This is a genomic window from Mesorhizobium sp. CNPSo 4671 (genome assembly GCF_057784245.1).
Genome location: NZ_JBWLUW010000001.1, coordinates 342700 through 355776, shown reverse-complemented (window position 1 = coordinate 355776; position 13077 = coordinate 342700). Strand labels below are relative to the sequence as shown.

At 63.9% G+C, this 13077-nt stretch carries 11 protein-coding genes; 1 reads left to right on the top strand and 10 read right to left on the bottom strand.

Annotated features, from left to right (window positions below; all coding sequences use genetic code 11):
• Window positions 1-43 precede the first annotated feature (43 nt).
• Window positions 44-1300 (bottom strand): phosphonoacetate hydrolase, encoded by a 1257-nt coding sequence (phnA, locus tag AC04SF_RS01520; protein WP_488476207.1) that lies wholly within the window; start codon window positions 1298-1300, stop codon window positions 44-46.
• Between the two features lie 26 nt (window positions 1301-1326).
• Entirely contained in the window at window positions 1327-2526 is a 1200-nt protein-coding gene (locus AC04SF_RS01515) for a 2-aminoethylphosphonate--pyruvate transaminase (RefSeq protein ID WP_488476206.1), read from the bottom strand.
• 270 nt (window positions 2527-2796) lie between these two features.
• On the opposite strand from AC04SF_RS01515, the gene AC04SF_RS01510 reads away from it, so the two are divergent.
• Entirely contained in the window at window positions 2797-3666 is an 870-nt protein-coding gene (locus tag AC04SF_RS01510) for a LysR substrate-binding domain-containing protein (protein ID WP_488476205.1), read from the top strand.
• Window positions 3667-3686: 20 nt separating this feature from the next.
• Here the strand turns inward: AC04SF_RS01510 and AC04SF_RS01505 are convergent, their stop codons facing one another.
• The 8 genes from AC04SF_RS01505 to eutA form a co-directional block, all read right to left on the bottom strand.
• Window positions 3687-6146: a GcvT family protein gene (locus AC04SF_RS01505; RefSeq protein ID WP_488476204.1), complete on the bottom strand. Its 2460-nt coding sequence runs from the start codon at window positions 6144-6146 to the stop codon at window positions 3687-3689.
• A 76-nt stretch (window positions 6147-6222) separates the two neighbouring features.
• Complete coding sequence (locus AC04SF_RS01500) at window positions 6223-7017, bottom strand: DeoR/GlpR family DNA-binding transcription regulator (RefSeq protein ID WP_488476203.1); 795 nt, start codon at window positions 7015-7017, stop codon at window positions 6223-6225.
• A gap of 111 nt (window positions 7018-7128) precedes the next feature.
• Window positions 7129-7809 (bottom strand): GntR family transcriptional regulator, encoded by a 681-nt coding sequence (locus AC04SF_RS01495; protein WP_488476202.1) that lies wholly within the window; start codon window positions 7807-7809, stop codon window positions 7129-7131.
• A 103-nt stretch (window positions 7810-7912) separates the two neighbouring features.
• Window positions 7913-8914, bottom strand: a complete 1002-nt coding sequence (gene doeB / locus AC04SF_RS01490) for a N(2)-acetyl-L-2,4-diaminobutanoate deacetylase DoeB (protein WP_488476201.1) — start codon at window positions 8912-8914, stop codon at window positions 7913-7915.
• Window positions 8915-8919: 5 nt separating this feature from the next.
• Window positions 8920-10098, bottom strand: coding sequence for an ectoine hydrolase DoeA (gene doeA, locus AC04SF_RS01485; protein ID WP_488476200.1), 1179 nt, complete (start codon window positions 10096-10098; stop codon window positions 8920-8922).
• A gap of 38 nt (window positions 10099-10136) precedes the next feature.
• Window positions 10137-11129: a cyclodeaminase gene (locus tag AC04SF_RS01480; RefSeq protein ID WP_488476199.1), complete on the bottom strand. Its 993-nt coding sequence runs from the start codon at window positions 11127-11129 to the stop codon at window positions 10137-10139.
• Complete coding sequence (gene eutB, locus AC04SF_RS01475) at window positions 11126-12112, bottom strand: hydroxyectoine utilization dehydratase EutB (RefSeq protein ID WP_488476198.1); 987 nt, start codon at window positions 12110-12112, stop codon at window positions 11126-11128. The genes AC04SF_RS01480 and eutB overlap by 4 nt, the downstream gene beginning before the upstream one ends.
• Window positions 12113-12297: 185 nt before the next feature.
• The gene (eutA, locus tag AC04SF_RS01470; RefSeq protein ID WP_488476197.1) at window positions 12298-13074 is read right to left on the bottom strand and encodes an ectoine utilization protein EutA; all 777 of its coding nucleotides are present in this window, start codon (window positions 13072-13074) and stop codon (window positions 12298-12300) included.
• Between the last annotated feature and the right edge of the window lie 3 nt (window positions 13075-13077).

Below are 13077 nucleotides of genomic sequence, written 5' to 3'. Positions count from 1 at the left end.
GGGCGAAGCTCGGCGGAGTGGGGGTCGACAATCACACTCGACATCAGGCCAGCGCCGCCGCCATCGTCGCGTAATAGAACGCGTCAAAGTTGCGCAAGGTCGGCTCATTCGGCAAATCAGGCAGCACGCGGTTGACGATGAACGGCACTTCCTGCTCGGTCAGCCCGCCATGCGAGCGCAGCGGTTCGTTGAGGGCCGCCAGATCATGGCGATGCGCCGAGGTGCCGATCGTCTTGTTCTCGGTCGAGATCAGCACGATGTCGCCGATACGGTCGGCCGGCAGTTCGAAGCGTTCGCAGGCCGTCGGGCTGTCGACGACCAGCATGATGCCTTCGACCTTGGCCAGCCGCGCCATGATGCCGGCCTGGTCGGCGCCCGCCGGAAGATAGGCGGTGGCAAACGAGCCGAGGGCGCCGTGGTGCACGACATAGGGGTCGGTGATCGGCAGGATGACTCTGGCCGCGTCCTTGCCCAACCACTCGTCCAAAAGGTCCTGGACATAGACTACGTCGGGCGAACCGTCCGCCTTGTGCTTGGGCTTCATGCCGTGGTCGGCGGTGACGACGATCGCAGCACCCAGCGCGTCAAGCTCGGTCAGATACTTGTCGAACATTTCGTAGAAGGCGTTGGCCTGCGGCACGCCGGGCGCATATTTGTGCTGCACATAGTCCGTCGTTGTCAGATACATGATGTCGGGGCGGAATTCCCTGAGCAGTTGGACGCCGGCGGCGAAGACGAATTCCGACAGCTCGGCCGAGTAGACTTCCGGCACCGGCAGCCCAAAATGCTTCGAGGCATTGTCGATGCCATGTTCAGCGACAGTCGTGGTGTCCGACTTTTCGGCCGAGAAGCAGAGCGCGCGGCCTTCATCGAACGCCAGTCCCTTGCCGAGCAGCGCACGCAGCTTGTCCTTGGCGGTGACCACGGCCACCTTGGCGCCGGCATCGTAGAAGGCCTGGAAGACGGTCGGCGCACGCAGGAAGCGCGGGTCGTTCATCATCACTTCCTTGCCGGTTTCGCGCTCGTAGAGATAGTTGCCGCAAATGCCGTGCACGGACGGCGGACGGCCGGTGGCGATCGACAGATTGTTGGGGTTGGTGAAGCTCGGAATGACCGAGTGGGCAAACCGCACCGTGCCCTTCTGCTTGATCTTCACCAAAGCCGGCATCAGCCCGGCCTTGATCGCTTCATCGAGGTAAGCGGGCTCGCAGCCGTCAAGGCAGATGGCGATCGCCGGCACGCGCGGCCAGGCATAAATGCGGCCGTTGACGGCGACGTTGACGGGAGACATCTGGTTCATCGGTATTCCTTCGAAATAATGCCGTTTCAGGCGGCGAGTTTGGCGCGCTCGGCGATTGCCGCAGCGGGCGGGGCGGCGGTGTCGACGCCCATTTCATGAAGCGAGAAAGCCGCCGCCTCGACGACGCGGCGCATGACATGTTCGTCCATCTGGCCGATGCAGCCGACGCGGAAGGAATCCACCACCGTCAGTTTGCCCGGATAGATGATGAAGCCCTTGTCCTTCATCAGCTCGTAGAAACGGTCGAAGGCGAAGTTGGCATGGGCCGGATTGAAGAAGGTGACGATGATCGGCGACAGCCAGCGGTCTTTGAGCAAGGTCTCGAAGCCGAGTTCGCGCATGCCGGCCACCATGACGTCACGGTTCCTGACATAGCGGGCGCCACGGCCGGCGACGCCACCTTCGGCCTCATGCTGGCGCAGCGCTTCCAGGAAGGCGGCAACGACATGGGTCGGCGGCGTGTAGCGCCACTGGCCGGTCTTGTTCATGTGCGCCCATTGAGCATGGGCGTCGAGCGACAGCGAATGGCTGCGACCCTTGGCGGCTTCCAACTCGCTCTTGCGGGCGATGATGAAGCCGAAGCCCGGCACGCCCTCGATGCATTTGTTGGCCGACGAGACCATCGCCTCGTAGCGGATCTCGTTGACGTCGAGCGCGACGGCGCCGAAGGCGCTCATGGAATCGACCAGCAGCTTGCGGCCCTTGGCATGGACGGCTTCGGCAATCTCGGCGACCGGGTTCAAAATGCCGGAGCTGGTCTCGCAATGGATGGCGATGACATGGGTGATGGCAGGGTCGGCCTCGAGTGCGGCCGCCACCTCGTCACCGCGCGGCGGCAGGTAGTCGCCCTTGTCGATCAGCGTATAGGCACGGCCGAGATACTGCATGGTCTGCGCGGCGCGCAGGCCGTAGGCGCCATTGGCCAGCACCAGCACCTTGCCGTCCCTAGGAACGAACGAACCGAGCATCGCCTCGACGCAGAAGGAGCCGCTGCCTTGCATCGGCACGCAGTCGAATTCGTCTTTCGTGTCACCCGTCAGCGCCAGCAGGCGGCGGCGCATCTCGGCGGTCATGCCACGAAAATCGCCGTCCCATGATCCCCAGTCGCGCAGCATCGCCTGCTTGACCGAATAGGCCGTGGTGAGCGGACCCGGGGTCAGCAGATAAGGCTCGCCCAGTGCCGGACTGGCCAGCGGCTCCGCGGCAAATTTCGTCTCGGCGCGCATGGTGTCCTCCGACAGATCGCTGCTTTTTGATGCGGCCTTATTCTTGGACGGAACGACATATTTGTAAAATCGTTATTTTGTATCGAAGTATCGATTTATACGATGGTAGGGTGAACCACGCGGCGCAAATTGCATCCTGGTCATGACACAGTTGTGAAGCCGGATAAGTACGCCTGTTTAGCATAAGCTAAATCGTTCGTTTCCGCCTTCTGGAAATCTGGCCTTATGATAGATTGCCTCAAGATTCCGCTGTCTCGAAGGTAAGGACGAATGCGCTACGTTCAGTTGCGAGCCTTTCATCAGGTGGCCATATCAGGCGGTTTTTCGCGGGCCGCCGAAGCGCTGTTCCTGACCCAGCCGGCCATATCCGATCAGGTGCGCAAGCTCGAGGAAGAGTATGATGTGCTGCTGTTCAACCGCAACAAGAAGCAGGTCACGCTGACCCATTCGGGTCAGAAGCTGCTCGAAATAACCCACCGCATGTTCGATACCGAACAGCAGGCGCTCGAACTTTTGACGGAGTCGCGCGCGCTGCGCTCCGGCACGCTGCGCATCGTTGCGGACGCCGCACACCATCTGCTGCACATCCTCGGCAGTTTTCGCGCCCGCTATCCCGGTGTCCAGGTTTCGGTGCGCGCCGGCAACACCGAGACGGTGATCAGCAGCCTCTACAGCTACGATGCCGACATCGGCGTCTTGGGCGAGGTGCCGACCGGGCGCGACTTCGAGGTGCTGAAACTGAACTCGACCCCGATCATCGCCTTCGCCTCCATTGACCACCCGCTGGCGGGCAAGAAATCGCTGACGCTGAAACAACTCGCGCAGGAATCGCTGGTCATGCGCGAGCGCGGTTCGAAGACGCGCCAGAAGCTCGAAGACCTGGCCGCGGCGTCGAAGATCGAACTGAGACCGGTAATCGAGGCCGAGGGCCGCGAGGCCGTCCGTGAGATCGTCGCCTCGGGCGCCGGCATCGGCTTTGTCTCGGCGGCGGAATTCGGCCAGGATTCACGGCTGGTGCCGATCACCATCGACGCGCCCGAAACGCTGATGGACGAAGCGCTGATCTGCCTGCGCGAACGCAGCGGCGGCAAACTCGTGCGCGCCTTCCTCGACATGGCACGGTCGATGTCGGCGGATTGAGCGTCTCTACGCAGCAGCCCTCACCACGACCAGTCGGCTTTCACGCGTTCCGACTTCGGATCATAGGGGCTGCGCAAATGCGCCGTCGCGGCATGGCGAACGCCGGCGAGGTCGATCTCGAAACGGCCGCCGGTAAGGAACGCGGCATCGACGCCGGCTTCATTCTCGATCAGCCCGAGCGCCACCGAGCGGCTGAGCGTCTGGCCGTAGGCGGCGGAACGGACTTCGCCGACCGGTTTGCCGTCACGCAGGATCAGCTCGCCGCCCCACAGCATCGGCTCGGCATCGTCGAGCGTGAACAGCACGATGCGCTTCGCCGGTGCCGACAGCTTTGCAGCGGCGAGCGCATCGCGGCCGATGAAACCGCCCGGCTTGTCCATGGCGACGGCGAAGCCAAGTCCGGCCTGCCAGGGGTTGATATCAGGCGTCAATTCCCTGCCCCAGGCGCGAAAACCCTTTTCGATGCGCAAGGCGTCGAGCGCGTAGTAACCGGCATCGATCAGGCCGAATTCCCGGCCCGCTTCATGCAGCGCCTCGTAGACGCCAACGGCAAATTCTGTCGGCACGATCAGCTCCCAGCCGAGCTCGCCAACATAGGTCATGCGGTTGGCATAGGCGGTGGCGTAGCCGATATCGATCTCGCGAATGGTGGCGAAGGGGAAACCGGCATTGGAGAGATCCGCCGAAGACAGTTTGCTCAGCAGATCGCGCGAGCGCGGCCCCATCACCGCCAGCACCGCGTAGGACGAGGTGACGTCGGTCAGGATGGCATGGGCATCGGCTGGGATGTTCTTGACGATCCAGTCGGCGTCGTGAACCGCCTGCGCCGAGCCGGTGACGATGAGGAATTTTTCCGCAGCGAGCCGCATCACGGTAAGGTCGCTCTCGTAACCGCCGCGCGCATTGAGCACGCCTGTGTAGACCGACGTGCCGACCGGCACATCGATGTTGCCGGCGCAGATGCGGTTGAGCACGGCACAGGCGTCGCGACCCTGGACGAGCAGCTTGGCAAAGGAGGTCTGGTCGAAGATGGCAACGGCTTCGCGCGTTGCCTTCATTTCGCGCCGCACCGCCTCGTGCCAGTTCTGGCGGCCAAAGGCATAGTCGTTCTCGGCCGTCTCTCCCGGCGCGGCAAACCAGTTGGCGCGCTCCCAGCCCATTTTTGAACCGAAGCAGGCGCCTTTGGCGGCCAGCTGGTCATAGAGTGGCGAGCGGCGGAAAGGCCGCGCGGTATCCAGTTCGCGGTTCGGCCACGGCATGGCGTAATGCAGGCCGAGGGTCTCCTTGACCCGGTCATGCAGCCAGCGCGGATTGTTGTTGAACGAGGCGAAGCGCCTGATGTCGACCGGCCACAGATCCATGGTCGGCGCGCCGTTGACGATCCACTCGGCCAGCGCCCTGCCGGCGCCGCCGGCGCTGGCGATGCCCATCGAGTTGAAGCCGGCGCCAACGTAGAAATTCCTGAGTTCCGGCGCCTCGCCGAGGATGAAATTGTTGTCGGGCGTGAAGCTCTCGGGACCGTTGTAGAATTTCTTGACCTCGGCCTGCGCCAGCCGCGGCACGCGGACCAGCGCGTTTTCCATCAGGATCTCGAACTGGTCCCAATCGTCCGGCAGCAGCGCGAATTCGAAATTTTCCGGGATGCCGTTCATGCCCCACGGCTTGGCATGCGGCTCGAAGCCGCCCATGACAAGACCACCGACCTCTTCCTTGAAGTAGATGAAACCGTCGGGGTCGCGCATGACGGGCAGGTCCGGATGCACGCCCTCGATCCGGCCGGTGACGATGTACATGTGCTCGGCCGAGTGCAGCGGCACCGACACGCCGCACATCAGCCCAACCTTGCGCGCCCACTGGCCGGCGCAGTTGACGACGATTTCCGAAGCGATGTTGCCGCGATCGGTCTCGACACCGCAGGCGACGCCATTCTTCATGCTGATGCCAGTGACCTTGACCCGCTCGAAAATCTTCGCGCCGCGATTGCGCGCACCTTTGGCCAGCGATTGCGTAAGATCCGTCGGATTGGCCTTGCCGTCGCCCGGCAACCAGACGGCACCGACGAGGTCATCAGTCGCCATGACAGGCCAGAGATCGCGGGCCTCCTTGGGCGAGATGACGTCGATCTCCACCCCTTGAGCGCGGGCCGAGGCGGCGGTGCGCTTCAGCACCGTCATACGATCGGCCGTGCGCGCCACCGACAGCGAGCCGCAATTCTTCCAGCCGGTGGCGAGCCCCGTCTCGGCCTCCAGCTCGCTGTAAAGCTGCGTCGAATGTCGGATCAGGCTGGTCATGTTGGAATGGCTGCGCAGCTGCCCGACAAGGCCGGCGGCATGCCAGGTGGTGCCGCCGCTGAGTTGGCCTTGCTCAAGCAAAACGACATCGGTCCAGCCGAGCTTGGTCAGGTGATAAGCGACCGAACAGCCGATGATGCCGCCGCCGACAATGACAACACGTGCCTGGGTGGGAAATTCATGGGCCATGAGCGTTCCGCCGTTTGAAGGGATGGCGGACACTATCACGACAAAACCAAACATCAACTCAAAAAGTCACAAAATATCACATCAAGGTGACAACCATGAGTTCAGGCCCCTTTTGCAAAAGCGCCTCGGCAAGGGCGGGTTCGGGAGTAGTGTCGACGATCACGCCGGCAGCGCGGTCGAAATTCGGAATCCTGAGCGGCGTCAGCTTGCCGAATTTGCTGCTGTCGAGCACGAAGTAGGTCTTGCCGGCGAGTGCGATCATACGGCCGCGCTGTTCCGCCCCGGCACGGGTGAAGTCGGTGACCTCACCGTCCGGCGACAGTGCGCCGCCGCCGAGAAAGGCGATGTCGACCCGAAAGCGGGCCATGGCATCGAGCGTGTCGATGCCGGAAGCCGCCTCCTCGCCCGGATCGATTTCGCCGCCCAGCATATGCACGCGCATGCCGGGGACATGGCAAAGATGCAGCGCGATCTTCAGGCTGGCGGTGCAGATGGTGAGATCGCGCAGCCCGGCCATGGCCTGCGCGACGGCCAGGGTGGTGGTGCCGGAATCGAGAAAGACCACCATTCCGTCCCTGACCAGGCCGGCGGCCGCTTTGCCGATCGCCGCCTTGCCACCGGCATTTTCCTGGCTGCGCAGGCTCATCGCCGGTTCGCTCGGCTCGAAGCGAGCAGCACCGCCATGCACGATGCCCAGCCTGCCCTGGTCCGAAAGCAGCTTCAGGTCACGACGGATGGTTTCGCGCGAGATATCGAAGAACTCGGCCAGTTCGGCGACGCTGACGGAACCCTGGGCGCTCAGCCGTCTGAGGATCTCGTCGTGGCGGCGCGGGGCAAGCGCGCGCGCCGGCAGGCGGCTGACGGGAGACATGGCGATTCTCGTGGCAAACACTGATGTTGCAATATGTGGCAGTGAACCGGCAGGCACGCAACAGTGCCTGATGGGGCCGGTAGCGATCGGCCCTCGCATTGCCCGTCGAGCCTAGGATTTTCGCGACAGGCCGCCGCCCTCAATCGCCCTGACGAGCGTCTCGCTGCCTTCGCGCAGATGCTTCCGCAGAATGCTCACGGCTTTCTTGCTATCGCGCTGGCGGCAGGCGGCCAGCAGGTCGCGATGCTCGTTCTGCGAGCGGGTGCGGTAGTCGAGATTCGACAAGAGGATGCGGACGTAGCGATCGGCGGCGTTGTGATGCGCCTCGATCAGGCCGAGCAGACGCTGGTTGCCGCAGGCATGGTAGAGCGACAGATGAAAGGTTCGGTTCAGCGCGCCCCAGCGGCCGACATTGCGCTCCGCGTCGATCTGGTCGAGCGCCTGTTCGGCCTCATCGAGCTTGCCGTCCAACAAGGCCGGAATGGAGAGGCGCAGCGCTTCGCATTCGAGCAGTTCCCGAACCGCGTAGATTTCGCTGATCTCGGCACCGTCCATCCGGGCGACATGCGCGCCCTTGGTCGGATGAATGGAGACAATACCTTCGGCTTCCAATTGCCGAAGCGCGTCACGGATCGGCATGCGGCTGAAGCCGAACTGCTCGGCCAATTCGTCCTGGCGCAAAGCGGTGCCGGCCTTCAGGGTGCCGCTGGCAATGGCCTCGCGCAGAATATTGGCGACCTGCTCCGCCACCGTCTGCGGCCTCTCGATCAAGCTTTCCGCAAATCCGCGCAATCGATGCTCCCCTGTCATACGGTAGCCAGCGTAATGGAAAACCACCGGACTGGATATGCGTATCCTGGTGTACGAGACTAGCCTCGGCCCGAAACCGCTTCCTTCAATCGACTTCGACGGCAACCACCGCAGCGCAATCTCCGGCCTTGACCAGGCCGGGAAAATGCCGCGCCGCCAGCAAGCCCGACATTTTTGCCTTGATCTCCTGCGGAGCCATACCGGTGCGGCCGGTGGAATGGATGCGGGCCAGAACCACGCCTTCTTCGACGGGTTCGCCGAGATCGACCATGGTTTCGATCATGCCGTCATCCTCGGCGAAGGAGAAGCAATCGCCTGACGGCATGTCGAGCCACCGGGTTCTGCCCTTCTCGACCGCGCCAGCAACGATGCCGGCGTGGCGCAGCACATTGAGAATGCCGCGTCGCGCGATGCGTACGGTTTGCGCACGCGAGGTGCCGCCGCCGCCAAGCTCGGTGCTGACGAAGACCTTGCCCATTTCCTCGGCCGCCGTGTCGTACATGCCGACGGAATCGATCTCGATCATGCGCATCGAGAAGGGCGCCGAGAATGCCGCGACCGCATCGAAGGCTTTCTGCTCCAGCGCCTTGTCGGGCAACGTGTGGGCGGCGCAGAACGGCACGAAGTCGAGCGTCTTTCCGCCGGAGTGGAAGTCGAAGACGATGTCGGCGCGCGGCAGCAATTCGCGCTGGAAATAGTCGGCGATCTTTTCCGTCACCGTGCCGTCCGGCCGTCCGGGAAAGCTGCGGTTCATGTTGCCCTTGTCGATCGGCGAGGTCCGCGTGCCGGCGCGGAAGGCCGGATAGTTCATCGCCGGGACGATGATCACACTGCCGCCGACGTCCTTCGGATCGAGCGTGCGGGCGAGATCGTAGAGCGCCAGCGGCCCCTCATACTCATCGCCATGGTTGCCGCCGGACAGCAGCGCCACCGGCCCCTCGCCGTTGCGGATGACGCAGATTGGGATCATCACCGAACCCCACGCCGAATCGTCGCGGCTGTAGGGCAGGCGCAGGAACCCGTGCTGGACGCCGTCGCGATCGAAATCGACAGTCGGCGCGATCGGCGACGGGCGGAGGCTGGACATCGGGCTCAATTCTTCACCACCAGTTTGCGCGGCACATTGGCCAGACACTCTACACCGGTTTCGGTGATCAGGATCGACTCGGTAATTTCCAGCCCCATCGTTTCCAGCCACAAGCCGGTCATGAAATGGAAGGTCATTCCGGGTTTGAGTTCGGTGCGGTCGCCGGGGCGCAGGCTCATCGTGCGCTCGCCCCAGTCCGGCGGATAGGAAAGACCGATCGAGTAGCCGGTGCGGTTGTCCTTGACGATGCCGTATTTCTTCAGGACGGCGAAGAAGGCATTGGCGATGTCTTCGCAGGCGTTGCCGGGTTTCGCCGCTGCCAGCCCCGCCTCCATGCCTTCCAGCGTCGCCTTCTCGGCATCGAGGAATTCCTGCGTCGGCTTGCCGAGGAACACCGTGCGCGACAGCGGGCAGTGGTAGCGGTTGTAGCAGCCGGCGATCTCGAAGAAGGTGCCCTCGCCCGACTTCATCGGCTGGTCGTCCCAGGTCAGATGCGGCGCCGAAGCATCGACGCCCGACGGCAGCAGCGGCACGATCGCCGGGTAGTCCCCACCAATGCCATCGACGCCGCGCGTGCCGGCATCATAGATCTCGGCGACGAGATCGCATTTGCGCATGCCGATTTCGATCTTGTCGACTATGCGCTGGTGCATGGCCTCGACGATGCGGGCGGCCTTGCGCATGTAGTCGATTTCGGTCGGGCTCTTTACCGCGCGCTGCCAGTTGACCAGCGCGGTGGCATCGACAAATCGGACATTGGGCAGGTGCTTCTGCAGCGAGGCGAAGGCGGCGGCCGAGAACCAGTAATTGTCCATCTCGACTCCGATGGTGAGCTTGCCCCAGCCGCGATCGGCTAGCACGCTGGACAAGAAGTCCATCGGGTGGCGTTCGGTCGACTGCACATAGTGGTCGGCGTAGCCGACGATGTTGTCATGCGCGAGATAGGCGGTGCGTTTGGCGCCGTTGGCATCCTGGCCGCGGCCGTACCAGACAGGCTCGCCCGACGGCGGCACAATGACCGCCTGGTGCACGTAGAAGGACCAGCCATCATAGCCGGTCAGCCAGGCCATGTTGGACGGGTCGCTGACAATCAACAGATCGACGCCCTTCACCTCCATGGCTTTCCGTGTTTTGGCGAGGCGGTCCGCAAATTCGCCGCGCGAGAATTTCAGGTTTGGTTGCATTCTTTTGCTTCCTCGTTTGTTGGGCTTTGCGGCCAGCATCAGCTTTCAAAAATGGTTCCGGCATTGGCCGCCCGCGCGCGGTCGCGGGCTAGCGTGGCGATCGCCGTGTCCTGCACACCGGTCCCGGTCAGATCGGCGATGGTGATGTCGCTGGCCGAGCGCCGGCCGTGTTTTGTGCCGGCGATGATCTGGCCGAGTTCAGTCACCTCTGCATCTGCGGCCATCACTCCCGCCGCGATGGCATGGTGCAGTTCGCCCAGGCGCCGCGTCTGGCGCGCGCTATCGGCGACATAGAGGTCGGCCATGCGCAGAATGGCCGGGACGATTTCGTTCTTGTGTTCGGCGTCCGAGCCCATGGCGGTTATGTGCTGGCCGGCGGCGATGAAGCCAGCCTTGATCAGCGGCTCGGTCGAGGGTGTGGTGGTGACGATTATGTCGGCGCCAGCAACGGCATTCGCCGCGTCTGATACGGCGCGCACGACAATGCCCAGTTTTTCGCGCAAGCGGGCAGCAGCGGCTTCGGCCTTGGCGGCGTCGCGTGCCCAGATGCGCGCCTCGGCGATCGGCCTCACAAGACGTAGGGCTTCCAATTGCAGACCTGCCTGCAAACCGGCGCCGAAGATTGCTGCCACGGTGGAGTCCTCGCGCGACAGATACTTGGCCGCGACCCCGCCAGCCGCGGCGGTGCGGACATCGGTCAGGTAGCCATTGTCGAGCAGCAGCGCCTCGACCACACCGGTCCTTGCCGAAAGCAGCACCATCATGCCGCCACCGCTCGGCAGGCCGAGTTTTGGATTGTCGAAGAAACCGGAGCTGATCTTCACGGCGAAGCCGTCGATACCGGGTACGTAAGCGGATTTCACATCGACCTCGCCGCGGTGCTCCGGGATATCGAGGCGCAGGATCGGCGGCATCGCCACCGGCAGCGTTGCCAGCGCACGGAACGCGTTCTCGACGCAAGCGACGGCATCGAGATCGAGCTTCACGATCTCACGCAGTTCAGCTTCGGTCAGGATGGTCATACGGCTCATGCGGCGCGCTCCCCGATTGCCTCGCCGCAGACGATCCTGCGGTGCGCATTCATGTCGATGTTGCGGCCAGAGAGAAGTACGACCACCGGCCCTTTCGCCCTGACCTTGCCGGCGAGCAGCGCGGCGATGCCGACCGCGCCGGCGCCCTCGACGATCTCGCGCTCCTGCGCATAGGCATGGCGGATGCCGGCGGCGATCTCGTTCTCGCTGAGCAGGATGACGTCGTCGAGCAGGTCGCGGCACATGGCGAAGGTCAGCCTGTTGTCGAGGCCGATGCCGCCACCGAGCGAATCCGCCAGCGTCGGCAGTTCCTCCACCAGGACAGGCCGGCCGGCATCGAGGCTCGCCTTCATCGCGGCACCGCGCGCCATCGAAACGCCGATGACTTTCGTGCCGGGGCTGACGCCTTTGACGGCTGCAGCAACGCCGGAAGCCAATCCTCCGCCGGAAAGCTGCACCAGCACGAGACCGGCATCCGGAACCTGCTCGATCATTTCAAGCCCAAGCGTGCCTTGCCCGGCGATGATGGCGGGATGGTCGAAGGGCGGCAGCATCACCAGCCGCTCCTCCACCACCAGCCGCTCGACCTCCTGCTGGGCATCGTCCTGGCTGTTGCCGACGATGCGGATTTCGGCGCCGAGCCGGCGGATTTCGTCCAGCTTGTTCTGCGGCACCAGTCGCGACATGCAGATCACCGCGCGCATGCCTTCGAGCTTCGCCGCATGCGCCAGCGCCCGGCCATGATTGCCGGTCGAGGCCGCGACGACGCCGCGGTCTTTCTCTTCCGCGCTGAGCGAAGCGACGGCATTCGTGGCACCGCGCAGCTTGAAGCTGCCGGTGGCCTGGCGGTGCTCGAGTTTGAGATGGACGGGGACACCGAGACGCTCGGACAGGCTATGGGACAGAACGGTTGGCGTCTGCTCGACCTTGTTGGCGATATGTTCACGGGCGGCACGGATGTCCTGAAGGGTGATGGAGGGCATCACGAAAGCCCCCCCTCTGGCCTGCCGGCCATCTCCCCCTCAAGGGGGGAGATCGGCAGCTCATGTGTCACCGCTCGTCTTGCAACGACCGCAATTTGCGAAAGCGTTGCGGCAGCCAATCTCCCCCCTTGAGGGGCAGATGGCCGGCAGGCCAGAGGGGGGTGCTCGCGCAGTCGGGACATAATCTACTGCACCAAAGGCAGCGTCATCAGACAGCCTAATTCGGGGCGTGGCGTCTCATCGCCACACAGCCGCAAACAATTCCAGGCGCTGGCCTGGTTGCTGGTCACAACGGGGCGGCCGATTGCCTCCTCCATGCCGGCAACCGCGAGAGCCCCACGCAACGCCGTGCAGGACACGAACAGCGCTTCGGCGCTCGCGTCGGTCGTCTGGCGCGCGAGATCGACAAGGGCTGCCGGCGGGATGCGCGCCATCTCGCGGTCGTCCTCGAAGCCGAGACAGGTGAAGCTGGCGATGTCGAATCCACGCGCCGCGAAATAGGCCGCCATCGGCCTGGAGGTTTCGACCGTGTAGGGGGTGAGGATGCTGATCCGGCGCACGCCGAAGGCGTTCAGCCCGCGCACGCCGGCCATTGGCGGGGTGACGACGGGCACGCCGGGCTTGGCCGCCTGGATCGCCGCCTCGATCTCGGCGTCGCCGATCACCACCGAGGCCGAGGTGCAGGAGTAGCAGATCGCATCGAGCTTCTCGTCGGGCAGGATCAGGGCAGCACCCGCCGTCAGCGCCGGCTGCATCTTGCGCAGATTTTCCGGCGTCGTCGGATTGGCATAGGGAATGCGCGCGACATAGACGCCGATGCGCTCGCTGGCCACCATGCGGCGAAAGTCGGGCTCGCTGGTGTGATCCGTGGCCAGGATGATCAGACCGATGCGCGTTTCGAGCGGACGATCATCAAGCGATGGCCGTTTCGGATGGACCTTGATTTCGGGCAAGGGTTTCATCGG

Coding starts and splice junctions, on each gene's coding strand:
- phnA (WP_488476207.1), bottom strand. CDS start 1,300: ATGAACCAGATGTCTCCCGTCAACGTCGCCGTCAACGGCCGCATTTAT.
- AC04SF_RS01515 (WP_488476206.1), bottom strand. CDS start 2,526: ATGCGCGCCGAGACGAAATTTGCCGCGGAGCCGCTGGCCAGTCCGGCA.
- AC04SF_RS01510 (WP_488476205.1), top strand. CDS start 2,797: ATGCGCTACGTTCAGTTGCGAGCCTTTCATCAGGTGGCCATATCAGGC.
- AC04SF_RS01505 (WP_488476204.1), bottom strand. CDS start 6,146: ATGGCCCATGAATTTCCCACCCAGGCACGTGTTGTCATTGTCGGCGGC.
- AC04SF_RS01500 (WP_488476203.1), bottom strand. CDS start 7,017: ATGTCTCCCGTCAGCCGCCTGCCGGCGCGCGCGCTTGCCCCGCGCCGC.
- doeB (WP_488476201.1), bottom strand. CDS start 8,914: ATGTCCAGCCTCCGCCCGTCGCCGATCGCGCCGACTGTCGATTTCGAT.
- doeA (WP_488476200.1), bottom strand. CDS start 10,098: ATGCAACCAAACCTGAAATTCTCGCGCGGCGAATTTGCGGACCGCCTC.
- AC04SF_RS01480 (WP_488476199.1), bottom strand. CDS start 11,129: ATGAGCCGTATGACCATCCTGACCGAAGCTGAACTGCGTGAGATCGTG.
- eutB (WP_488476198.1), bottom strand. CDS start 12,112: ATGCCCTCCATCACCCTTCAGGACATCCGTGCCGCCCGTGAACATATC.
- eutA (WP_488476197.1), bottom strand. CDS start 13,074: ATGAAACCCTTGCCCGAAATCAAGGTCCATCCGAAACGGCCATCGCTT.